Source organism: Gordonia sp. LMA484 (assembly GCF_058129505.1).
Map to the genome: position 1 here is coordinate 15309 of NZ_CM176700.1, position 24155 is coordinate 39463.

Annotated in this window: 16 protein-coding genes and 1 pseudogene; 7 read left to right on the plus strand and 10 right to left on the minus strand. The window is 66.0% G+C overall.

What is annotated here, in order from left to right:
- Nucleotides 1–17: 17 nt before the first annotated feature.
- On the minus strand, nt 18–1265 hold the full coding sequence (locus AC4AMJ_RS00065; RefSeq protein WP_489897608.1) for a sarcosine oxidase subunit beta family protein: 1248 nt from the start codon (nt 1263–1265) through the stop codon (nt 18–20).
- Nucleotides 1262–2590 carry a serine hydroxymethyltransferase gene (gene glyA / locus AC4AMJ_RS00070; RefSeq protein WP_489897607.1) on the minus strand — a complete coding sequence of 443 codons (1329 nt, stop codon included), beginning with the start codon at nt 2588–2590 and terminating at the stop codon, nt 1262–1264. Before glyA ends, AC4AMJ_RS00065 begins: the two co-directional genes overlap by 4 nt.
- 118 nt (nt 2591–2708) lie before the next feature.
- Here glyA and AC4AMJ_RS00075 point away from each other — a divergent pair, with 118 nt between their 5' ends.
- Both AC4AMJ_RS00075 and AC4AMJ_RS00080 read left to right on the plus strand, forming a co-directional pair.
- Nucleotides 2709–3377 (plus strand): GntR family transcriptional regulator, encoded by a 669-nt coding sequence (locus AC4AMJ_RS00075; protein ID WP_489916499.1) that lies wholly within the window; start codon nt 2709–2711, stop codon nt 3375–3377.
- A 570-nt stretch (nt 3378–3947) separates the two neighbouring features.
- Complete coding sequence (locus AC4AMJ_RS00080; RefSeq protein ID WP_489897605.1) at nt 3948–4616, plus strand: GntR family transcriptional regulator; 669 nt, start codon at nt 3948–3950, stop codon at nt 4614–4616.
- A gap of 31 nt (nt 4617–4647) precedes the next feature.
- Here AC4AMJ_RS00080 and purU read toward each other — a convergent pair whose 3' ends face one another.
- Together purU and AC4AMJ_RS00090 are read right to left on the minus strand one after the other, a co-directional pair.
- Nucleotides 4648–5496, minus strand: a complete 849-nt coding sequence (purU, locus tag AC4AMJ_RS00085; RefSeq protein WP_489897604.1) for a formyltetrahydrofolate deformylase — start codon at nt 5494–5496, stop codon at nt 4648–4650.
- Between the two features lie 50 nt (nt 5497–5546).
- A complete protein-coding gene (locus AC4AMJ_RS00090) occupies nt 5547–8006 on the minus strand; it encodes a GcvT family protein (protein ID WP_489916501.1) in 2460 nt (819 codons plus the stop codon).
- A gap of 216 nt (nt 8007–8222) precedes the next feature.
- Between AC4AMJ_RS00090 and AC4AMJ_RS00095 the strand changes: the two genes are divergently transcribed.
- The 4 genes from AC4AMJ_RS00095 (at nt 8223) to AC4AMJ_RS00110 (ending at nt 12121) form a co-directional block, all read left to right on the plus strand.
- Entirely contained in the window at nt 8223–9005 is a 783-nt protein-coding gene (locus tag AC4AMJ_RS00095; RefSeq protein WP_489897602.1) for an IclR family transcriptional regulator, read from the plus strand.
- A gap of 324 nt (nt 9006–9329) precedes the next feature.
- Nucleotides 9330–9692: a bifunctional 3-phenylpropionate/cinnamic acid dioxygenase ferredoxin subunit gene (locus AC4AMJ_RS00100; RefSeq protein WP_489897601.1), complete on the plus strand. Its 363-nt coding sequence runs from the start codon at nt 9330–9332 to the stop codon at nt 9690–9692.
- A complete protein-coding gene (locus tag AC4AMJ_RS00105) occupies nt 9689–10855 on the plus strand; it encodes an NAD(P)/FAD-dependent oxidoreductase (protein WP_489897600.1) in 1167 nt (388 codons plus the stop codon). Before AC4AMJ_RS00100 ends, AC4AMJ_RS00105 begins: the two co-directional genes overlap by 4 nt.
- A 111-nt stretch (nt 10856–10966) precedes the next feature.
- The gene (locus tag AC4AMJ_RS00110) at nt 10967–12121 is read left to right on the plus strand and encodes an aromatic ring-hydroxylating oxygenase subunit alpha (RefSeq protein WP_489897599.1); all 1155 of its coding nucleotides are present in this window, start codon (nt 10967–10969) and stop codon (nt 12119–12121) included.
- Between the two features lie 623 nt (nt 12122–12744).
- Here the strand turns inward: AC4AMJ_RS00110 and AC4AMJ_RS00115 are convergent.
- Both AC4AMJ_RS00115 and AC4AMJ_RS00120 read right to left on the minus strand, forming a co-directional pair.
- The gene (locus tag AC4AMJ_RS00115) at nt 12745–13629 is read right to left on the minus strand and encodes a universal stress protein (protein WP_489897598.1); all 885 of its coding nucleotides are present in this window, start codon (nt 13627–13629) and stop codon (nt 12745–12747) included.
- Nucleotides 13626–15455, minus strand: a complete 1830-nt coding sequence (locus AC4AMJ_RS00120; protein ID WP_489916503.1) for an amino acid permease — start codon at nt 15453–15455, stop codon at nt 13626–13628. The genes AC4AMJ_RS00115 and AC4AMJ_RS00120 overlap by 4 nt, the downstream gene beginning before the upstream one ends.
- Nucleotides 15456–15815: 360 nt before the next feature.
- Here AC4AMJ_RS00120 and AC4AMJ_RS00125 point away from each other — a divergent pair.
- Nucleotides 15816–19281: pseudogene (locus AC4AMJ_RS00125) on the plus strand (protein kinase domain-containing protein).
- A 21-nt stretch (nt 19282–19302) separates the two neighbouring features.
- Here the strand turns inward: AC4AMJ_RS00125 and AC4AMJ_RS00130 are convergent.
- From AC4AMJ_RS00130 to AC4AMJ_RS00145, 4 genes are all read right to left on the minus strand, one after another.
- Nucleotides 19303–20448, minus strand: a complete 1146-nt coding sequence (locus AC4AMJ_RS00130) for a metallophosphoesterase (RefSeq protein ID WP_489916505.1) — start codon at nt 20446–20448, stop codon at nt 19303–19305.
- A gap of 8 nt (nt 20449–20456) precedes the next feature.
- On the minus strand, nt 20457–21758 hold the full coding sequence (locus AC4AMJ_RS00135; RefSeq protein ID WP_489916508.1) for a low temperature requirement protein A: 1302 nt from the start codon (nt 21756–21758) through the stop codon (nt 20457–20459).
- A 32-nt stretch (nt 21759–21790) separates the two neighbouring features.
- Complete coding sequence (locus AC4AMJ_RS00140) at nt 21791–22696, minus strand: helix-turn-helix transcriptional regulator (RefSeq protein ID WP_489916510.1); 906 nt, start codon at nt 22694–22696, stop codon at nt 21791–21793.
- Nucleotides 22697–22775: 79 nt separating this feature from the next.
- Nucleotides 22776–24089: an MFS transporter gene (locus AC4AMJ_RS00145; protein WP_489901063.1), complete on the minus strand. Its 1314-nt coding sequence runs from the start codon at nt 24087–24089 to the stop codon at nt 22776–22778.
- Nucleotides 24090–24155 lie beyond the last annotated feature (66 nt).

Consider the following 24155-nt stretch of genomic DNA (forward strand, 5'->3'; position numbering starts at 1 on the left):
CCAGTTCTCGTTCGGGTTCAGTGCGCGACGCCGGCCGCGCCGTGTTCGTCGACGAGGGCGCCGGTGACGAATCGGTCGAGGGAGAACGGTGCGACATACTCGTGCGGCTCACCCGAGGCGATCGTGTCGGCCAGACACCACCCGAGGCCGGGCGTGACCTTGAACCCGCCAGTGCCCCAGCCGGCATTGAGGTAGAGGTTCTCGTACTGCCCGCCACGTCCGACGATGGGCGATGCATCGGGGCAGACATCGACGATCCCGGCCCAGGTGCGCAGCAGGTGCGCGCGGGCGAAGACGGGGAACAGTTCTACCGCGGCGGCCATCTGCCGCTCGATGATGTGGAAGGCGCCGCGCTGGCCGTATCCGTTGTACGAGTCGACCCCGGCACCCATCACCAATTCGCCCTTGTGGGCCTGGGAGACATAGACATGCACGGCGTTGGACATGACGATGGTCGGGTGGACGGGCTCGAGGAGCTCGGAGACCAGCGCCTGCAGCGGGTGGCTCTGCAACGGTGTGCGGATGCCCAGCATGTCGGTCAGCGTCGAGGTGTGTCCGGCCGCGCACAGCGCGACCTGCCCGGCCGCGATGTCGCCACGGGTGGTGCGCACGCCGGTGACGCGGTCGCCGTCGGTGACGAAGCCGGTCACCTCGCAGTTCTGGATGATGTCGATGCCGGCCTGGTCGGCGCGGCGTGCGAATCCCCAGGCGACGTAGTCGTGTTTGGCGATCCCGGCCCGCGGCTGGTAGGTGGCACCGAGGACGGGGTAGCGGATCTCGTCGCTGATGTTGACCAACGGGCACAGCTTCTTGACCTCGTCCGGGTCGACCCACTGGGCGTCGATGCCGCTGAGCTTGTTCGCCTCGACGCGGCGGACGCTGTCCCGTACGTCCTGCAGGCTGTGCGCGAGATTGAGCACACCACGCTGGCTGAACAGGATCGGATACTCCAGGTCCTCCTCGAGGCCCTCCCACAGTTTGAGCGCATGCTCGTAGATGCGGGCACTCTCGTCCCACAGATAATTGGACCGGATCAGCGTGGTGTTGCGGGCCATGTTGCCGCCGGCCAGCCAACCACGCTCGAGCACAGCGACATTGGTGATCCCGTGGTTCTTGGCGAGGTAGTGTGCGGTGGCAAGCCCGTGACCGCCGCCACCGACGATGACCACGTCATAGGACTTCTTGGGTTCGGGTGTGCGCCAGAGAAAGTCCGGGTGATCCGGCAGGTGGGCGCCGGGCCGGTGAGCCGATGATGGTGAGGTCACAGGGTCGCCTCCGCGAAGTCGGGGTAGAGCGGGAAACGCTGGGCCAGGACGTCGACCCGGTCGCGCAGGGACTCGAGCGCGTCGTCGCCGGTGTCCGGACGCAACGCGAGGCTGATGATGTCGGCGACCTCGGCGAAGGCGTCGAGATCGAATCCGCGGGTGGCCAGGGCCGGGGTGCCGATACGGACCCCGGAGCTGATCATCGGCGGACGGGGATCGAACGGAACGGCGTTGCGGTTCACCGTGATACCCACCCGGTGCAGCCGGTCCTCGGCCTGCTTGCCGTCCAGTTCGGAGGCGGACAGGTCGACCAGTACGAGATGCACGTCGGTGCCGCCGGAGACCACGCTGATGCCGGCCGCCCGGGAGTCCTCGGCGAGCAGCCGCTCGGCGAGGATCTTCGCGCCATCGAGGGTGCGTTGCTGGCGCTCGGCGAACGCCGACTCACCGGCGAGCTTGAACGACACGGCCTTCGCGGCGATGACATGCTCGAGCGGTCCGCCCTGCTGTCCCGGGAACACCGACGAATTGATCTTCTTGGCCAGCGCAGCATCGTTGGTGAGGATGATCCCGCCACGCGGACCACCGAGGGTCTTGTGAGTCGTAGAGGTGACGACGTGCGCGTGCGGCACCGGTGAGGGATGCAACCCCGCGGCCACGAGCCCGGCGAAGTGGGCCATGTCGACCATGAGGTAGGCGTCCACCAGATCGGCGATGCGGCGGAACTCGGCGAAGTCGAGTTGACGCGGGTATGCCGACCATCCCGCGAGGATCAGCTTGGGCCGGTGTTCGAGCGCGAGACGCTCGACCTCGGCCATGTCGACGCGATGGTCCTCCTCGCGGACATGGTATGCGGCGACGTCGTAGAGCTTGCCCGAGAAATTCAGCCGCATGCCGTGGGTGAGGTGTCCGCCGTGGGCCAAGTCGAGGCCCAGGATGCCATCGCCCGGCGACAGCAGCGCCGACATCGCCGCGGCGTTGGCCTGTGCGCCGGAATGCGGCTGCACATTGGCGAATTCGGCGCCGAACAGATCCTTGAGCCGATCGATGGCCAACTGCTCGATCACGTCGACGTGCTCGCAGCCGCCGTAATAGCGGCGCCCGGGATAACCCTCGGCGTACTTGTTGGTCAGCACCGATCCCTGCGCCTGCATCACCGCCAGCGGCGCGAAGTTCTCGCTCGCGATCATCTCGAGGGTGCCCTGCTGGCGCGCGAGCTCCGCCGCGATGGCCTGGTGGACAGCGGGATCCAGCTCTGACAGATTCTCGCTCAGAGTCGGGTTGGCGGCGCTTGTCGGGGTTGGCGCTGCGGTGTTGAGAGTCATGCTCACCTTCCTGGGCTACCAGTTCAGAGGTAACTAATATATCAACTGTGGGTTAGACTAAGATCAGAATCCGGCCACGTCAAGCGGTTGGCCGGTGAGAATTCCGAGGGGAGTGGACATGACGGTGACCGACCTTGTAGCCATCGGCGTCGACGGCCAGGCAACCAACGCGGATCGGGCCTACGAGATGATCCGTGAGCGACTGGTGATGCTCGACATCCGGCCCGGCGAGCCGATCAACGACGATCACCTCGCGATCGAACTCGGCGTCGGGCGCACACCGGTGCGGGAGGCGCTGAAACGACTCGAGCGTGATCGACTGGTGGTCGCCTACCCGCGCCGAGGTACGTTCGCCACCGCGGTGGACATGACCGACCTGGCCGACATCTCCGAGATCCGCAAACAACTCGAACCGATCGCCGCCGCACGGGCTGCGCGCAGTGCCTCGGCCGGCGCCCGCGCACGACTGCAGGCGCTGACCGACGAGATCTCCCGACTCGTCGACGAGGAGGACCCCCGCGAGGTGCTGCGCCGCGATGTCCACGTCCATCGCGAGATCTATCGCGCGGCGGGCAACCCGCATCTGGAATCCATCCTGGTGAGCCTGGACGCCCATGCCACGCGGATCTGGTGCCTGCTGATCCATCGCCTCGACTACGTCGTCGACCATGTGCGCGAGCATGTTCCGCTGCTCGAGGCGATCATCGCCGGGGATGAGGAGTCGGCGTCCCGACTCACGCTCGATCACGTGATCGGTTTCGAGGAATCCGTTCGTTCGCAGCTGTGACGGCGGCGCCGGGTCCCAACGACCAGGTCCCTGACGCGCCGCCCTGAGGCGCCGCCCTGAGGAGCGAGCTTGCGAGCGTCACGAAGGGAGCGAGCTTGCGAGCGCCCCCCGGTCCCTGAGGAGCGAGCTTGCGAGCGCCCCCCGGTCCCTGAGGAGCGAGCTTGCGAGCGTCACGAAGGGCCCTTCGTGACGCATCCTCGCAGGCTCGGAGGCTCCTCAGCTCAGGGATCGGGTGGTTGGCATCCTCCCGGTCTTCCTCAGGGGGCGGGTGGTTGGCATCCTCCCGGTCTTCCTCAGGGGGCGGGTGTTGGCATCCTCCCGGTCTTCCTCAGGGGGCGGGTGTGGCATCCTCCCGGTCTTCCTCGGGGGGCGGGTGGTTGGCATCCTCCGGTTCCTCCTCGGGGGGCGGGTGGTTGGCATCCTCCGGTCCTCCTCGCGCGCTGGATGGTGACGGACCCCCGCGGGCGTCGGGGTGAGGTTGCCGCGCTCGTCCCCGATTGATATATCATTCTTCGCGCAAGGCCCTGTCAGCTGTCAGGCGCAGGGATCCGCGTGGGGAAGGATGAGCTGATGACTGTCCAGGATGTATCCGGCACGGAGACGGAGAACCTGTCGCTGGCCGACCGCGCCTACCTGGCCATCCAGGACAAGCTGATCATGCTCGACATCCGACCCAATGACGCGATCGTGGAGAGTGAACTCGCCACCGAGCTCGGCGTCGGGAGAACTCCCGTGCGCGAGGCACTCAAGCGGCTGGAGGCGGACCGACTCGTGGTGTCCTTCCCCCGACGGGGCACCTTTGCGACGGGAGTCGACGTCGCCGACCTGCGGCACATCTCCCAGATCCGCGTGAATCTCGAACCGGTGGCGGCGCGCACCGCGGCCGAATCGGCATCCTCGACGGTCCGCGACGAACTCTCGGATCTCGCGGATCGCACCGAGGCCCTCGACCTCGACAGCATCGAACACAATGAGCTGATGCGGTGGGATCTGCGGGTCCACCGGGCGATCTATCGGGCCGCCGGCAACCCGCATCTCGAGGACGTCCTGGTCCGGTACGACAACCTCGCCACCCGGATCTTCTGCCTCTTCCTGGATCGCCTGCCGAGCGTGGCGCACCACGTGGGTGAGCACGCCGAATTGCTACGGACGATCGCCGCGGGTGATGGGGATACGGCTGCCGCCATCGCCCTCGCGCACGTGACGGGATTCGAGGAATCGGTGCGAGCGGTCGTCTGAGCGATTCGCGCCGCCAGGGGCGTGTCCCTGCTCAGTTGAACACCACGGTTCGGTGACCGTGCAGCAACACCCGGTTCTGGCAGTGCCATCGCACCGCGCGCGACAGCGCGAGGGCCTCGGCGTCCTGCCCCACGGTGGCGAGGCGGGCAGGATCGAAGGAATGGTCGATCCGGATGACCTCCTGCTCGATGATCGGCCCCTCGTCGAGATCGGGCGTGACATAGTGCGCCGTCGCCCCGACCTGCTTGACACCGCGGTCGTAGGCCTGGTGATACGGCTTGGCTCCTTTGAATCCGGGCAGGAACGAGTGATGGATGTTGATCGCGCGACCACGCAGTGCGCGGCAAGCGTCGTCGGAGAGCACCTGCATGTAGCGGGCCAGCACCACCAGGTCGGCGTCGAATTCATCGACGAGGGTGAGTAAGCGGGCCTCGGCGGCCGGCTTGGTCACCGGCGTCACCGGGATGTGGACGAAGGGCAGTCCGGCGGCCTCGGCCATCGGGCGCAGGACCTCGTGATTGGACACGACCGCGACCAAGTCACCGCCCAGAGTCCCGGCGCGCCAACGGAAGATGAGGTCGTTGAGGCAATGTCCCATCTTCGACACCATCACCACGATGCGTGGGAGGTCGTCACCGTCGAAACGAAATGTCATGCCGAAGTTGTCGGCGATCGTGGCGAACTCCTCGGTCAGCCGGGCCGCGTCAACGTCGTCGGCACACACGAAACTCGTTCGCAGGAAGAAAGATTGGCTGGCGATGTCGTCGAACTGCTGGTGCTCGGCGATGTCGCAGTGCCGTGCGAACAGGAACGAGCTGATCGCGTGGACGATGCCGGGTCGCTGCTGGCAACTCAGAGTGAGGGTGAAGTGATTGGACATGGCAACTCCTGCCGGGGATGTGGGGAAGTGAGGGGTCGTGGCGTCCGCGGTCATGAGCGGATCTTCGCCATCTCCGGGTCCACGAGGGGTTCGGCGACGACGGTCGCTGAGATCCGCTTGTCGAAGTAGCCGATCTCCACCGCGGTTCCCACGACGGCGTCTCCGGGCAGCCACGCGTAGGCGATGGGCGCACCGACGGTGTGGCCGAAGGCAGCGCTGGTGACGTAGCCGGCCGGCACACCGTCCAGGAACACGGGCTCGGACCCCAGGACGACGGTCCGCCGGTCGTCCACCGACAGGCAACACAGCCGCCGGCCCACGGTCGCGTCGGAGATGCCGATGAGGGCGTCACGTCCGACGAATGCGTCCTTCTGTGCGCGGACGGCGAAACCGATGCCGGCTTCGAAGGGGTTGTGCTCGGTGGTCATGTCGGTGCCCCACGATCGATAGCCCTTCTCCATCCGCAGGCTGTTGAACGCCGCACGGCCCGCGGCGATGATGTCGAAGCGACGGCCGTGCGCCCACAGCACATCCCACAGGCGCAGACCGTTGTCGGCGGTGGTGTAGAGCTCCCAACCGAGTTCACCGACGTAGGACAGGCGCATCGCGGTGACCGGGACCCCACCGATGCGAACCTGCTTGGCACGGAAGTACTTGAAGCCCTCGTTGGAGAAGTCGTCGCGGCTCAACGCCTCGACGATGTCGCGGGCGCGTGGACCCCACAGGCCGATGCAGCAGGTGCCACCGGTGATGTCGCGGACGGTGACGGTGCCGTCGTCGGCGGCCGCGCGCTGGAAGTAGTCGAGGTCGAGATTACCGTTGGCGCCGACCTGGAAGGTGTTCTCGGCGAGTCGTGCGACGGTCAGATCGCTTCGCACACCGCCGGATTCGTCCAGTGCGAGGGTGTAGGTCACCGCGCTGACGGATTTGTCCATCTTGCCGGTGGTCAGGCGGTCGAGCAGTGCCAGCGCGCCGCGACCGGAGATCTCCAGTCGTTTGAGCGGTGTCATGTCGTAGAGCGCCACCGAGGTCCTGGTGCGCCATGCCTCGGCCGCGGCGATGGGGGAGTGGAACCTGGCCGCCCAGTCGTCGCGGTCCGGTGGCTGCCACTCGACCGGCAACTGCGCCACCAGTTCCGCGTTGGACTCGTACCACTGCGGCCGTTCCCATCCACCGCTCTCCAGGAAGACGGCGCCGAGTTCCACCTGCCGGGTGTGGAACGGGCTGACGCGCAGATCCCGTGGGGACTGCCTGGGCTGCAACGGATGCAGGACGTCGTAGATCTCCACGAAATTCTGTTGGGAGGTCTCGCTGACGTAGTCGGGATCGAGCTGGACCTCTTCGAAACGGTGGACGTCGCAGCCGTGCAGTTCGATCTCGGAGCGGCCGTCGGTCAGCAGCTGCGCCACCGACCGTGCCACGCCTGCCGAGTGGGTCACCCACACGGCCTCGGCGATCCAGAAGCCGGATACATCCGGCGACTCGCCGATCAGCGGTCCGCCGTCGGGGGTGAACGAGAAGATCCCGTTGAAACCGGAGTCGATCTGCGCGGTCCGCAGGCACGGCAGCAGTTTCCGGCACTCCTCCCAGGCCGGCGCGAAGTCGTCCTCGGTGAACTCGAGCATCGATGGCATCGCGTCCGGTCCGACGTCGCCGTCGGGCAGGTCACGCAGGTCGACCGGCATCGGGCGATGGGCGTAGGACCCGATGCCGAGGCGATCGACGTGCTCGCGGAAGTAGAGGTCCTGATCCTGATGGCGCAGGATCGGGAAGCCGGCCTCGGTGAGCTCGGTGTTGCGGCCGACGAGTTCGGGAATCTGGTGGGTCTTGGCGTACTGGTGGGCCAACGGCAGCAACGGGACCGACATCCCGATCAGCTCACCAAGTGCCGCGCCCCAGAATCCGCCGCACGACACGACGATGTCGGCGGCGATGACCTCGGTCGAGGTGGTGACGCCGGTGACCTTGCCCCCGCTGTGCTCGATGCCGACGACGCGGGTGTTGGCCCGGAACTCTGCGCCGCGGCTCTGCGCCCGGCGGGCGGTCGCGACGACGACGCGGGAGGCCTTGGCCAAGCCGTCGGATTCCACATAGAGACCACCGAGGACCTTCGCAGGGTCGAGCAGCGGGTGCAGCTTGACGCACTCGTCGGGGTCGATCACCCGACCATCGACTCCCCATGAGGTGGCCCAGCCCTGCTTGCGGTGCAGGTCCGCGAGGCGTTCGGGCGTGGTGGCGATCTCGAGGCCGCCGACCGGGTTGAAACACCACTGCCCGTCGACCTCGAGCGAGGAGAACTTCTCGACCGTGTAGCTCGCGAACTCCGTCATCGTCTTCGACGCGTTGGTCTGGAAGACGAGGCCGGGGGCGTGTGACGTCGATCCGCCCGTCAGCGGGAGTGGACCCTGGTCGAGGACGGTGACCCGATCCCAGCCGCGCGCGGTCAGTTCGTCGGCGAGGTTGGCGCCGACGATGCCGGCCCCGATGATCACGACACGTGGTGACCCCATGTGTGGTTCTCCTAGCTGTGGTGATGACAGGGACGTCGGCATACCGCGGGTGAATGGGTGCGGAGCGGGGATCTGGGTTTTCGCCGATACAACAGTGGTCAGCAACTGATATACCAACGTAGCCGGAGGGTTTTCGATGGTCAACCCCTTCGGCGGCATCGGGGCGTGTCGCGCGGCGGCTTGGGTAATGAAATGGTAAACGCGTAGGGTTGCGCTATGAGCAACGAGCGACAGGAGGCTTCCGGCGGGGGAGTCCAATCCGTTGATCGTGCTCTGACCTTGCTGGAGATCCTTGCTCGTCGTGGTGAGGCCGGGGTGACCGAGGTGGCTGCCGACATCGGCGTGCACAAGTCGACGGTCTCCCGCTTGCTGGCGTCGCTCGAAGAGCGCGAGTTCGTCGAGCAGTCCACCGAACGTGGCAAATACAAGCTCGGCTTCGGCATCCTCCGACTGGCCAGCGCGGTTCCCGGCAACCTCGACGTCACACGTCAGGGTCGCGAGATCTGCAATCGGTTGGCCACCGAGGTGGGCGAGACGGTGAACACCGCTGTGCTCCGGTCCCACTACGTGGTCAATGTCGACCAGGCTCGCGGTCCGTCCGCGGTCGGTACCCAGGATTGGGTCGGCCAGCTCACGCCACTGCACGCCACCTCCAGCGGCAAGGTTCTGCTGGCGTACATGCCCGCACCCTCCCGCGCCGAGGTTCTCGCGGCCCTGCCGCTCGAACGTTTCACCGAGCACACGGTCACCTCGCGCGACCTTCTCGAAAAGCAGCTGTCGTCGGCCGTGGCCGATGGCTACGTGGTCACCGTCGAGGAGTTCGAAGAGGGGCTCAGTGCGGTTGCGGCTCCGATTCGTGACCACATGGGTGCCGTCATCGCTGCCGTGAGCGTGTCCGGTCCGGTGTATCGGCTCTCCGCCGAGCGGACCCAAGAGATCGCGCCGGCGGTCGTCCGCGCAGCCGACGACATCAGCTGGCGAATGGGCTACCAGGGCTGAGCTCGACTCTTTGTCGATCGGCCAGTTGATGCCCCGACCAGGCGCGGGGCTTTCGCCGCATCGGTCATTCTGCTCGGAATCCCTGTAATACAAGGTATTTCGTTGCCACGTCGCGCGCGTGGTCGGGGGACCTCTCCACGTGCGCCGACGCTGTCGCGGCCGGCGATCTCGACGCCGGAAAAAAGCTCCGAAGATTGTTTGTCGACACCCTTGACACGCCCTCCCCATACCCCACAAACTGTTTCCTATTACGCGTCATGTTCCGTAATACGCATCAAAAAGTCCTCCGCTTGCCCCCTCCCCGTCGTAACTGAGAGGCCCCCAATGATCGACATCTGTCCCCTGTCCGAGCTGCTACCGGGCGACTCGCGCCGCGTGGAGACCACCCCGCCGATCGCGGTCTTCCACACCGAGGACGGAGAGGTGTTCGCCATCGACGACACCTGCTCGCACCAGGACGCTTCGCTGGCCGACGGCTGGCTCGAGGGCTGCGAGGTCGAGTGCCCGCTGCACGCCTCGAAGTTCAACCTGCGGACCGGTGCGGTCGACGAGCCGCCGGCCAAGTTGCCGGTGCGCACACATCAGGTGTCCGTTGAAGGCGGGATGATCCGCGTCGAACTCAGTACCGACAAGCCGAACCTGCCTCCGGACGTCCGTTCCCGACTGGCCGAGGAGGGTGCACGATGAAGCACATCGCGATCGTCGGTGCGTCGCTGGCCGGGCTGTCCGCCGCTCGTGCCGCCCGCGCGCAGGGCTTCGGTGGCCGGCTCACCATCATCGGCGACGAGGCGCGTCGCCCTTATGACCGCCCGCCCCTGTCGAAGGCGTTCCTTGCCGGCGAGATCACCGAGGCGGATCTTGCGCTGGAGTCCGAGGACGACGACCTCGACGCCGAATGGCTCCTCGGAAACCCCGCGGTGAAATTCGACAGTGAATGGGGTGCAGTCGAACTCGCTGACGGGACGCGTGTTGGAGCCGATGGCTTCGTCATCGCCACCGGGTCGCGGGCCCGCCGTTGGCCGGGCGCCGAACAGCTGGCCGGAGTTCACGTGGTCCGCACCATCGACGACGCGATCGCTCTGCGTGCCGACCTGGCCGCCGGCGGCCGACTCGTGGTGATCGGCGCTGGATTCGTCGGTGCCGAGGTCGCATCCACTGCCCGCAAGATGGGTATGGAGGTGACGGTGGTCGAGGCCGCGCCCACTCCGCTGTCGGTCCAGCTCGGCGTCTATCTCGGCTCTGTGGTCTCCAATGCCCACGCCACCAACGGCACGTCGCTGGAATGTGGTGTCGGCGTCGCCGGCCTCACCGGCACGCACCGGGTCACCGGCGTCGACCTCGCCGACGGCAGACACCTCCCGGCCGACACCGTGGTCGTGGGAATCGGCGGGGTGCCGAACATCGAGTGGTTGCAGGGCAGCGGCCTCGAACTGGGAAATGGTGTGATCTGCGGCCGCGGCGGCGAGACGTCGCTGCCCAATGTTGTCGCCGTCGGCGACTGTGCGGCCTGGCTGGACGACAGCACCGGAGCACCGCATCGCGTCGAGCACTGGACCGGCGCGCTCGAGCGGCCCAAGATCGCCATCTCGACACTGCTCGCGGGCGGTCTGCATCAGGGTGCAGTCGCCCGTGCCCCCTACTTCTGGTCGGATCAGTACGGCTCACGCATCCAGTTCGCCGGTATCGCACGGCCCGATGACGAGATCATCATCGAGGACGATTGCGGCAGTGGCTTTCTCGCCACCTACCGACGGGACGGTCGCGTCGTCGCCGTCCTCGGGATCAACGCGACCCGACAGTTCACCCGGTTGCGGCGCCAGCTCTGCGTCGTGCCCGCCGTGGCCGCCTGACGCGGTTCATTCACATCCGATGCGCGGCATCTCGCCGCGCGACACAAACCTCTCCGCGGTGACGTCTGCCGCGGACCGCTTGACCCTCAACTGATCTCCACAGGAGCCCCCGTGACCTCAGCCCCGTTGACCTCAGCGCCTTTGACGACTTCCCCGGGCCTGCCGGACAGTCTCATCTCCACCCTGCCCGGCCACTACTACACCGACCCCGCGGTGTTCTCCCTCGAACAGGCCAGGGTGTTCGAGCAGATGTGGTTCTGCACCGTCCGATCCGGCGACCTCGACAAGCCCGGCGCGTTCCGGACCGTCCAGGTCGGCCGGGAGAGCGTTCTGGTGACCCGCTCGCGCAAGGGCGACGTCAAAGCGTATTACAACGTGTGCCGGCATCGCGGTGCCCGCCTGTGCATGGAGGACAGCGGAGAGGTCAAGCGCGCCTTCCAGTGTCCGTACCACGCCTGGACCTATGACCTGGACGGCAAGCTGATCGCCGCACCCAATCTGACCAAGATGCCCGACATCGATCGGCAGGCGTACGGCCTCAGTACGATCGAGGTTCGCGAGTGGCTCGGATACGTCTGGGTCTGTCTCGCCGACGAGCCGCCCTCGTTCGAGGCGACGGTCATGCAGGAGATCGTGGACCGCCTCGGCGATGTGGAGTCGATCGACCACTACGCAATCGCCGACCTGAGCCTCGGCCGCCGGATCGTCTATGACGTCAAGGCCAACTGGAAGCTCATCATCGAGAACTTCATGGAGTGCTATCACTGCGCCACCATCCACCCCGAACTGACCGAGGTCCTTCCCGAGTTCGCCGACGGTTACGCCGCGCAGTACTACGTCGGGCACGGGGCGGAATTCGGTGAGGACGTCAAGGGATTCACGGTCGACGGTTCTGAGGGCTTCGAGCAGATCCCTGGCGTCGCCGAGGATCAGGACCGCCGCTACTACGCGATCACCGTGCGCCCACAGGTCTTCGTCAACCTTGTTCCCGACCACGTGATCGTGCACCGGATGTTTCCGCTCGCGGCCGACCACACCGTCGTCGAGTGTGACTGGCTCTACCTGCCGCACGTCGTGGAATCCGGCCGTGACGTGAGCAATTCCGTCGAACTGTTCCACCGGGTCAACCAGCAGGACTTCGACGCCTGCGAGCGCTGTCAGCCGGCGATGGATTCGCGAACCTATCGCAACGGCGGGGTGCTGGTCCCCAGCGAGCACCACATCGGCGAGTTCCACACCTGGCTCCAGTCGATGCTCGCCGACTGAGCCTGCGCAATGTGATGATCCCCGCGACCGAGACGGTAGCGGGGATCATTGCATGGAAGTGGTTGGAGCGCTAGCGGAGAACCGTCAGCCAGCCCCAGCTCCCTGAGGAGCCCCGGAGCGCTAGCGGCGCGCTAGCGAAGGGCCGTCAACCCCGATCCCTGGGGAGGGCCGGAACGCTAGTGGAGGGCCGTCACCCCACGGTCCCTGAGGAGCCCCGGAGCTTGCGACGGTGCGTCACGAAGGGGCCCTTCGTGACGCACGCTCACTTCGTTCGCGGGCTCCTCAGGGGGCGGGGGTACGCTCGCTCACTTCGTTCGCGGCTCCTCGGGGAGCGGGGGGTGACGCTCGCGAGTTCGCTTCTGTAGGAGAGGTGTTGGTCTGGGTGGCGCAATCTCTCCACGGTCCCTGAGGAGCCCCGGAGCTTGCGACGGTGCGTCACGAAGGGCGCCCTTCGTGACGCACGCTCACTTCGTTCGCGGGCTCCTCAGGGATCGGGGTACGCACGCTCACTTCGTTCGCGGGCTCCTCAGGGATCGGGGTACGCACGCTCACTTCGTTCGCGGGCTCCTCAGGGGCCGGGGGTGGCGCTCGCAAGCTCGCTCCCCAGGACCGGGGCGACCGGATCAGTCCTGCCGACGGGGCACGATCATGACCGGCACCGGGACGTGACGCAGAATCTTCGCGGCCGCAGAGCCGAGGAAGACGTGGGCGCGCTGGCCGGCGGCGCCCGAACCGAGTAGCAGGATCTCACCTGGTTCCCAGCCGACCTCGTTGATCGCCGCCGGCCAGTCGGCACCACTGCCGAACACGACGTCGACGTCGGGTATCGGGCCGTTCTCGAGGGCTTCGTCGAGTTGCCTGCGCACCGCGTCGGTGGTCCTGTCCTTCCACTGGCGGGTGACGAGATCCTCCGCGGAACGTTCGATCGCTCCACTGAACATCAGCGCCGGGCGGACGGTGAACGACGCGACGCGCATGGCCACGTGCCAGCGCAGAGCCAGCTCGGCCGCCGTGGGGATCAGTTGTGCGGCATCCGCGGCGCCGCCGTAGGCCACCGTGAGTCGTCGCAACGGCGTTGTCGTGGAGCAGAACCCGCGCGGTGCGATCGCGACCGCCACCGCGGCGGTGTGGACGAGCCGTTCGGTGACACTACCCAGCGCGATTCTCCCGAGCAGCCCCGACGACGAGGAGCCGAGGACGACGGTGCTCGCGTCGTACTTCTCGGCGAGTTCCATCAATCCGCGGGGTATAGAGCCGGCGCGGTGGACGACTATCGAGACCTCGACATCGTCGGAGGACTGCGCCGCAGCCTGTGCGAGCGAGCGCCTCGTCTGGGCGGCGAGGTGGGACTGGTATTCGCGATCGATCCGCGCTGCTGCGGGCGGCTCGTCGCCTTCCACCACTGCGGCCGCGACGACATCTTCACCGGTGGCCCGGCCGAGTTGAACGGCGAGATTGATGGGTGCGCTGCCGTGTCGGCTCGCGCTGAACCCGGCGATGATGGTCACGAGGTGCTCTCCAGGGCCGTGACGGGTGCGGCGACGATATGGGCGACGGGAATGCTCGGATAGTCGCTGCGCGCCCGATCGACGACGTCGAAGCGATGCCACACAGAGGATTCGGGTGGCAGGGTGGCGATGACGATGAGATCGGGATCGAAGGTCTCGACGGCGTTCGCGAGTGCACGCAGTGGACGGAAGTCGCCGCGCACGCCCTCGACATCGAGGTCGGCCGAGCGTAGGGACGAGACCGTGTGTTCGAGGCGTGCCTGGGCGGCCTCCTGCGTCGCCTCGAAGACGTCCAGCGGTCCGTGGGTGGCGGCGACGCCCGTCTCGACCGGGCTGTCGGGGACCACGACCAGGTAACGCGAGTCTGCCGCTGCACCGACGTCGCCGAGTTCGGTGAGTAGTTCGCGGGTCTCGGCAGTCTCGTTGGCGAGCACCAGTATCCGTTTCGGGTGAGCAGTCGCGGCCGCCTCGATGGGTTCGCCGCGTCGCGACAGGAACCACCGGTTCGTGTAGTACAGGGCGACGACAACGGCCCACGACAGCAGGCTGAGGATCAGTTGGGAACGTGAGTCTTCTCGGAGGCCCATCTGGGCGAGGATGGCGATGATGGCGCCCACCGTGAACAGCGAGAGCACCGGGAACATCCGCATCTTGACGCGCAGGTGTTCGGACCCATGCCGCCTGCGCAGCATGACCTGCGAGATCCCGATCAGGCAATAGACGAACAGGATCACCGCGCCGCTGGAGTTCAGCAGGAAGGTGAAGACGGTGTCGGGGGAGACGGCGGCTGCGATGATGCAGAGGAAGCCGACCACCGACGATGCGAGGATGGCGACCGCGGGCACACCGCGGCGGGTGACCCGGACGAGCTGCTGCGGCGCCTCTCGGCGGGCGGCGAGTACGAACAGCATCCGCGATGCGGTGTACATCCCCGAGTTCAGACAGCTCAGCACTGCCGTGAGGACGACCGCGTTCATGATGTGGTCGGCGTACGGCAGACCCATCTCGGTGAACGCGGCGACATAGGGCGACGCCGCCAGGCTGTCGTCGTTCCACGGGACGATGACGACCAGCAGGAAGATCGAGCCGACATAGAAGATCGCGATGCGGGCGATCACGGAGTTGGCCGCCTTCGCCACGGCACGTTCGGGGTCGTGTGACTCCGCGGCCGCGATCGTTGCCACCTCTGCGCCGGTCATGGAGAAGATGACGGTGACGATGGCCGCGGTGATCGCGAATCCGCCGTTCGGGAGAAAACCGCCGTGCGCGGTCAGGTTCGAGAAGTCCATGGATTTGTGCGGCCACAGTCCGAATACAAACGCTGCGCCGATGGCCAGGAATGCGATGATCGCGCTGACCTTGATTCCGGCGAACCAGAACTCGAACTCGCCGAAAGACGACACCGAGAACAAGTTGGTCGCGGTCATCAGGGTGAGCAGCACGAGCGAGCACAGCCACAAGGGGATGTCGGGGAGCCAGTACTGGATGATCTTTGCGCCGGCGATCGCCTCGAACCCGACGATGATCACCCAGAAGTACCAGTAGAGCCACCCGACCGAGAATCCGGCCCACCCGCCCAGCGCGTTGCGGGCATAGTCGGCAAAGGATCCTGTCGACGGGTCGGCGACGGCCATCTCGGCCAGCATCCGCATCACCATGATGACCAGGAATCCGCAGAGAGCATAGGGAATGAATGCTGCGGGGCCGGTCTCGTGGATCACCACGCCGGAACCGACGAACAGGCCGGCACCGATCACACCGCCGATCGCGATCATTCTCAGCTGTCTGTCGCTGAGTCCCTTCTTCAGGGCGGGTGCAGCACCCATGGGCATCTCCTTCATCGACGAGAGTGGCGAAGCCTGATGCCCGCCTGAGGCTGGATGGGATTCCGAGGCACGCCACACCCTGGTCAGGCGAGCGAAAGACCAGGTAAGCATATGACATGCAACTGATACATCAGTTGTACTGTAACCCTCATCACAGCGGGGTTCAAGACTGCGGGCGAAGTACGAGCTATGTCCGATTCGGTGAATCCATCGGAGCTGTCCCGGACCCACCCCGCGGCCAACGCGCATCGATCATTGGATCGGTCGCGTGGGTGAACTGAATCGACCGAATCCCCTCGACATGAGGGATAGGCTGAATATGCACTGACAAACGCGTCGCGTGCGATCGAGGACAGCCCCATGGCCGAGTACGATCCGCAGATGACTCAGCGCGATGTCGTACCCGACATCGCTGGAGATCTCGTGGCTGCCGGATTCACCGATCCGGTGCTGATCGGTCATGGCGGGTTCGGGGCTGTGTATCGCTGTACGCAGCCGGAATTGGACCGTACGGTGGCGGTGAAGGTGCTCACCGATCACCTCGACGAAGAGAATCTCGAACGGTTCGTACGCGAGCAGCGCGCGATGGGCCGATTGTCCGGCCACCCGAACATCGTCAATATCCTCGAGGTCGGCACCACGCCGGGCGGGTTCCCGTTCATCGTCATGCAGTATCACCCACATGATTCGCTGGATGCCCGCATCCGCAAGTTCGGGCCGCTGGCGTGGCAGGACGTGTTGCGGCTCGGGATCAAGGTTGCTGGTGCGTTGGAGACGGCGCACCGTTCGGGCACGTTGCACCGCGACGTGAAGCCGGGCAACATTTTGCTCACCGAGTACGGCGAGCCGCAGCTCACCGATTTCGGTATCGCCCGTATCTCGGGCGGTTTCGAGACGGACGCGGACATGGTCACCGGCTCGCCGGCGTTCACCGCCCCCGAATTGTTGACGGGATCGTCGCCGACGGTGGCCTCGGACATCTATGGATTGGGTGCGACGTTGTTCTGCGCGCTGACCGGGCATGCGGCCTTCGAGCGACGCAGCGGCGAGCAGGTGGTCGCACACTTCTTGCGGGTCGCCGCAGAACCGGTGCCTGATCTGCGGACCGCGGGTCTCCCCGACGCGCTGTCGGAGGCGATCGAGCACGCGATGGCTCGTGAGCCGGGCGATCGACCCATCTCGGTCGTCGAGTACGGCGAAGAGTTGCGCGAGGTGCAGCGCCGATTGGGTGTGGCGGTCGACGAGATGGCGCTGCCGCTGGCGGGTTCGGATGCACCGGTCCTCGGCGGTTCCGAACGTCGTCCGCGGATCTCGATCACGACTGCGCCCCCGACGCCGTCGACCAAGTTTCATCCGCCGTTGCGTCCCCGTACGCAGGTGCCGCGCGCGCGTCTGATGGAGATTCTGCGTGAGGGTGGGCAACGTCGGCTCATCCTGATCCACGCGCCCGCCGGCTACGGGAAGACGACGGTGGCCACACAGTGGGGCGAGGAACTGCGGGACAACGGTGTCATCGTGGGGTGGCTGACGGTCGATGACGACGACAACGACCTGGCGCGATTTCTCGCCAACCTGGTCGAGGCGATCCGGCGCGCCTATCCGGCGGTGGTCGGTGACCTCGCCGACGTCGTCGACGAGCACGGCGCGAAGGCCGAACAGTATGTGCTGACCTCGTTGATCAACGAGATCCATGCCCGCCACGAACATTTCGCCATCGTCGTCGACGACTGGCATCGGGTCACCAACTCCGCATCGATTGCGTCGATGGACTTTCTCCTCGAGCGTGGCTGCCACCATCTGCAGTTCATCATCACGAGTCGATCGCGATCCGGGCTGCCGATCAGCCGCATGCGCGTCCAGGACGAACTCGTCGAAATCGACATCGCCGGATTGTGTTTCGATGCCGCGGAAGCGCGGTCCTTCCTGCATGACTGTGCGGGACTGGAACTGCGCAACGACGAGGTGGCCGACCTGCGTAACTCGACGGAGGGCTGGGTGGCCGCGCTGCAACTGGCGTCGGTGTCCTTGCGCGGTTCGGACACGCCCGCGGAACTGATCAGCCACATCTCGGGACGTCACCACGCGATCGGCGACTTTCTGGCCGAGAATGTGTTGTCCACACTCGAACCCGATGTGCTGCACTTTCTGCTCACCGTGTCGTTGCCGGAGCGGATCTGCGCCGGCTTGGCGACAGCACTGAGCGGCGAGTCGCGCAGCCAAGCGCTGCTCGAGGACATCGAGGCACGAGATCTGTTCCTGCGCAGGGTGGATCAGGACGGCGACTGGTTCTCCTTCCATCCCCTGTTCGTGGAGTTTCTCCGTCGCCGGCTCGAACGCGACCAGCCGGACGCGGTCGTTGCGCTGCACTCGACGGCGTCGGTGTGGTTCGCCGAGCACGGCATGGTGGCCGAGGCGGTCAATCACGCGCTGGCATCCGGCGACACCGCTCGTGCCGTGACACTCGTCGAGAAGCACGGGCAGTCGCTGATCGAGCACGCGCACATCGCCACCTTGCTCGGAATGGTGGACAAGCTGCCGGGCGACGCCGTGACGTCCAGTGCACGCATGCAATTGCTGGTGGCGTGGGCCAATGTTCTCCTGCATCGTAACGAGCTTGCCAACGCGGCGCTCGCTCGCGTGGCCACGGCGCTGGCGGGCATGCCGGCCGAAGACGCATCGGTGCCCAAGATGCGGTTGGAGGCGCAGGTGGTCGACGCATGTGTGCGGGCCACCTCCGATGAGGTCGGGGTCCTCGACGACATGATCGCGGTGGTTGTTGAACAGTCGGATACGTTGCCGCCCTTCGCTGTTTCCGCCATAGCGAATGTCGCGACGATGAATGCCACATTCCGCTTCGACTTCGACGAAGCCCATCGCTGGCAGCAATGGGCGGTGCCCCACCATCAGCAGAACACCGGGCCGTATGCGGTCATGTACGGGTACGCACTCGATGGGGTCGCCTACTTCGAGGAACTGGACCTCGATCGGGCCGAAGAGTGTTTCCGTAACGCCCTGCGCGTCTCCACCGGGACAGGGACGGCCACCAAATCGCAGGCTGCGCGCCTGGCGTGCGCGGTGCTGGCGGACGTGCTGTACGAGCGGGGCCGCGTGGACGAGTCGATCAGATTACTCGACGAGAGTTTCAAGCTCGGGGCCACCGAAGGCGTCATCGACATGATCAAGGCGCGCTTCATCATCGGTGCACGTCTTGCGTTGATCCGTGGAGATCGCATTGCTGCTGCGTCACTTCTTGACGACGCGGCTGACATCGCCGATCGCCTGGACGCCGTGCGGCTACGGGCCTTCGTCGAAGCCGAGTACTCGGTCCAAGGACTCCCCGCCAGGCGCGGTTTGCGACCTCGGGGTGGATTTCGCCACCCGGCCGCATCCGACCCTTGGTGTTCCCGCGCTCGTGGCGCAACTCGAGTCCGGAATTGCGATCCGATTCCTGCTGGCGGAGGCCGATACAGCCGGTGATGTCGATGCCGCGGCGAAATGTGACATCGCGTGTCGATGGGCGCAAGAATGGGTCGATCAACTCGCCGATACCGGGCGCGAACGAGCGAAACTGCGCGCCGAACGGCTTCTCGCGGTCTGCCTATCGACGGCCGGCCGAACCGACGAGGCCAGGCGGCATGCTGCGCACCTGCTTGCGCGGTGCGAGGAGGTGGGGATGGTTCGCTACCCGCTCGACGGTGGGCCGCGGTTCCGCCGCCTCGTCGAGGAGATCAGATCGGACCTGTTGGCCGGGCGGTGGGACGACAGCGTCCCCGCCCCGTCGACCCAATTCCTCGACGAGGTCTTCGGCAGCGAATCCCACACCTGAGGGCCTACCCAGACACCGTGTCTACGGGCGGGTCAACGTCAGGATGCTGATCTCCGGCGGTGCACCCACGCGGACCGGTGGCCCCCAGGCACCCACGCCGCGGGTGGTGTAGATCGTGGTGTTCTCGATCCGGTCGAGGCCCTGCAGCGTCGGCTGTTGCAGCGTCACGAGATAGCGGATCGGCCACATCTGGCCGCCGTGCGTATGGCCGGACAACTGCAGGTCGACGCCGGCGTCGGAGGCGTCGAACGCCTGCAATGGCTCATGAGCGAGCAGCAGTACGAACCGGTTCGGATCGCGGCCTTTCAGCGCCACATCAAGGTCGGGCTCGTACGGAGTGGGTGCCGTCAGATCATGTACGCCCGCGACGTCGATGGTGGCGCCGTTCGTGTTGACCTCCACCCGCTCGTTCCGTAAGGACTTGACGCCCAGGCGGTCCCACACGTCGAGCCACTTGCCGCCGTCGTCGGCGTAGAATTCGTGGTTGCCGCTGACACCGAACACCCCCAAGGGTGCGGAGAGCTCGGCGAGGGGAGCGAGGTCATCGGCCACATATGCGACAGTGCCGTCGATGAGATCCCCGGCGATCACGATGAGGTCCGGCTTCTGCTCATTGACCTCATCAACGACGCGCTGTGTGAAGGCGCGTCCGCGCGCCGGTCCGACGTGCAGGTCGGAGATCAGCGCGACACGTGTGCCGTCGAACTGCTGGGGCAGTCGGGCCAGCGGGATCTCGGTGTGGGTGACCCGCGGCCGGGCGGCCTCAGCGACCCCGTAACTGACCGTCACGACCGAGGCCACCACGACGATCGCCGAGCCGATCTGAATCGTGCGGCGGCGCAACGTGTCGACACCGGCCCGCTTCTCGGAGCCGCGGATTCGCCCCACCAGGCGCAAGCCCAGCGACAAGAGACCGATCACGATGATCCCGAGGGCCAGGTAGAAGACGACACCGAGCCACACCCAGCCCGCAAACGCGGGAGCACGTGCCCAGGAGGGGTCGAGCACGACGCCGCTGCCGGCACCGATGATCGCGAGGACGTAGAGGATCAATAGCGTGACGTCGGCGATCGTCGACCAGGGACGAGGCATCCGTGTGGCGCGGACCAATCTGCGGTGCAACCAGAATGTGATGAGGGCAAGCACCACGGCCATGACGATGGGCATCAAGGTGCTCATCCCTCGCTGGAGTCGTCGAGTGCGCGGTCGAGTTGGCGTGCGAGTGAACTCCACTCGCCGAGTTCGTACGACACGATGATCGACACGGGCGAGAGGAGTACTACCAACAGACACGCCCACAGCGGCCACCCCACCTCGGCGAGGATCGCTGCGACCACCGGTGCCGCGAACGCGACCACGTGCGCCGGGTTCCGGGACGCAGCACCGACCAGCCAGGCATGGATCAGGAAGACCCCGGTCATGAAGATCAGCACGGGGACACTGATGGAAAGGATCGCAGTCACCGTGCTCACGTGATAATGGTCGTCATAGATGTACCCGAGCACGTGCAGTCCCGCACCGACCGCGGCGATGGCCGCGAAGACGATCAAGTGTCCGTACGCCCACGGGATGACCTTGACGCGGTGCATGTTCAAGACCGGCCCGGACGGCAGAAGGAAATATGTCCACCACAGGGCGAACGAGGTGAGGATGCCGGCACCGATCACGACGACCGAGTCGACACTCCAACCGCTTTGTCCGGAGATGACATCCGCCGCGGCCAGAGTGCCCGTCACGGTCTCGCCGATTGCGATGATCGCCAGCAGACCGTAGCGTTCGGCGATGTGGTGGGGGTGCCATGGTGTACCGCCATTGCCACGGTGGATACCGACTTGTTCGGCCGTGATCGGGCCCGCGAGGTCGATCACCCAGAAGACCACGATGAACACAAGGGCGGCGGGCAGAGACAACGGCAGCAGGATGAAGGCGACCCAACCGCACTGGGCGACACCGACGGTGATCACGTTGGCGAGGGCAAGGGCTCGGTGATCGCGGTCGTCCGATGCCACGCGTAACCACTGCCCGATCACAGCCACGCGCATCACGACGTACCCGGCGACCATCACGCCCCCGGTGAAGTGTTCGCCCTCTTCGATCGAGGCGAACATGTCCGGAATGCCGATGGCGAGGATGATCACGCCGGCCATCTGGACGAGCGTCAGAACTCGGAACAACCAGTCGTCGTTGTCGAATGCGGATGCGAACCACGTGTAGCTTGTCCATGCCCACAGGATCGCGAGCATGGCGATGGCGAATGCGGTTGTTGCCGTGCCGGTGTGATCATCGGCGATGCCGTGAGCGAGTTGTGAACCCGCGACCGCGAATGCCGTGACGAAGGTGAGGTCGAAGAAGAGTTCGAGAACACTGGCGCCTCGGTGATGTTCATTGATGTCGCGGCCGGTCATGCGGCGCAGCCCATGACAGTAGTACTCCTGGCCGGGCGTCATCGTCGAACGCGTGCTGTCCTTCGAGTCCATGGGGTCGATTCTTCCGAATGCGTCGTGAACAGTCAGCGCTTGCCATCGGCGGGTTGCGCACCACCATCGGCGACGAGGGAATCTGTTTCCTTGGTCGCAGTCAGGCTCGACAACAGGCGCAGCGATTGTTCTGACGACGACCCCGGCTCGGCCGTGTAACCGATCATGGCCAGTCCCGTCGCGCTGGTGAGATCGAGAACCTCGAACTGCAACGTCAGTTCGCCGACGTCGGGATGGATGAAGTGTTTGGTACCGCGACGGTGCGCCTTGACCCGTTGTGCGGCCCAGCGGGCTCGGAATTCGTCGCTCTTGGTGGCCAGTTCGCCGATCAGGCCGGTCACCGCTGCAGAGTCCGGTGATCTCGCGGCCTCCACGCGTAGTAAGGCGACGGCGTCGTCCGCCGATCGTCGCCAGTCGGGGAAGACTTCGTCGGCGCGAGGATCCAGAAATGTGAAGCGGGCGATGTTCGGTGGTGCAGAGCCGGCTCGCGTGTAGAGCGGTCCGTACACGGCGCGACCCAGCGCATTGGCGGCGATGATGTCGAGGTGACCGTTGATGACGATCGCGGGGGCCGTCATCATCGCGTCCATCAGGGCCTGGATCGTGCTGGGTACCTTCCGCCCGGCCCGGGCCGGGGATCGACGCGGACCACGCTTCGTGGTCGCGGCCCGGACCAGATCGAAGAGGTGTGACGTCTCCTCGTCAGTGAGTCGCAGCGTCGAGACGATGGCACCGAGTACCTCCTCGGAGACGCCGTCGACGTGGCCTCGTTCGATCTGTGTGTAGTACTCGGTGCTCACTCCGGCGAGCTGGGCCACCTCTTCGCGGCGGAGGCCGGGTACACGGCGGCGTCCGCCCGGCGGCAGGCCGACCTGATCGGGTGTGATCTCGGCGCGCCGGGCCATCAAGAAGTCTCTGATGTCCTTCGCGATCTGCATGTGGACAGCCTAGGGACAGGCGGACCCGGATGGGGAGGGTCTGGTGGTAACCCCATCCGGGTCCGCTGCGATGGCGAGATCAGGCGATCGACATCTCGGGTTCTCGGTCGAGGGATTGCTGGCGCGTCAGGAGCGGGACCACGGCGACCAGCGCCGCGCCGATGACCGCCGGGATCGCGAAGGCGTAGAAGCTCCACTGCACGCCCAGGCCGGCGTCGAGAATGAATCCGGCCATGGCCGGCCCGGCCATGGCACCGATGCGCCCGATACCCATGACGACGCCGAGCGCCGAGCCGCGGAAGGCAGACGGAAAGTTGTCGGCGACGAAGCCGTAGAGCACCGAGTTGGTGCCGGTGCCACCGATGCCTGCACCGAGGATCGCGAGCATGACCCAGCCGGTGTCCATCTTGTTGCTCAACGCCAGCAGCGAGATCACCCCGACGATGAACAGTGAGCCGACGACACGTGCGCAGCCGACCCGGTCGGCGAGATAGGAACCTGCGACCGCCCCGATCACCCCACCTGCTTGTAGGAGCAGCATGAACGTCAACGCCGAGCCGAGCGCGTACCCCTGTTCCCGCATCAGGGCAGGTGCCCAGGTGTTGAGTCCGTACACCACGACGTTGACGCAGATGCTGATCACTATGAAGATGAGCAGTCGGGCAACCAGCGGGCGGCGGAAGAGGCGACGCAGACCAGGCGTATCCGTGCTCGAAGCCGCTTCAGCACGGACGGTAGCGGCGATGCTGTCGTAGTCGAAGCCGTATGACTCGGCGAGCGCACGGCCCTGCGTGTCACGACCCCGGCCCGCAAGGTATCCGACCGATTCCGGCAGCCGGAAGTACATGATCGGGATAAGGACGACGAACGTGATGCCGAGTCCGAACAGCACGCGCCAGTCGTGGTGCGGCAGCAACCACATCGCGGCCAGCGCAGCGATGATGCCGCCGAAGGAGAAGCCGGTGAGCATCGACGCGTTGTACAGCTGGCGACGATTCTTCGGCGCGTACTCCATCGTCAAGGCAACCGCGGAGGGTACGACGCTGCCGATGCCGACACCGGTCAGGAATCGCGCGACACCGAACATCTCGACGTTGAGCGACACCGCCGACAGCAGTGAACCTGCCGAGATCCACGCGACGCCGATCAGCATGAGCTTGCGACGCCCGATGCGATCGGTGAGCGGGCCGGCTGTGAGGAACCCGACCATCAGGCCACCCAGGGTCCACGTGCCGATCAGACCGGCTGTGCCGTGGCTGAGCTGCCAATTCGGTTCGTCAAGGATCTTGGGAAGTGCGGCGCCGTAGATGACCATGTCGTAGCCGTCGGCGACGATCGTCAAGAAGCACAGGATCGCAACGGTCAAGCCGCTGCGAGATCGAGTCTGGGGCATGGTCACGACATTTCCTCCGGGGATTGTTGAGTGGCCGTGTGATGGCTTGCGCAGCGCGGGAGTGCT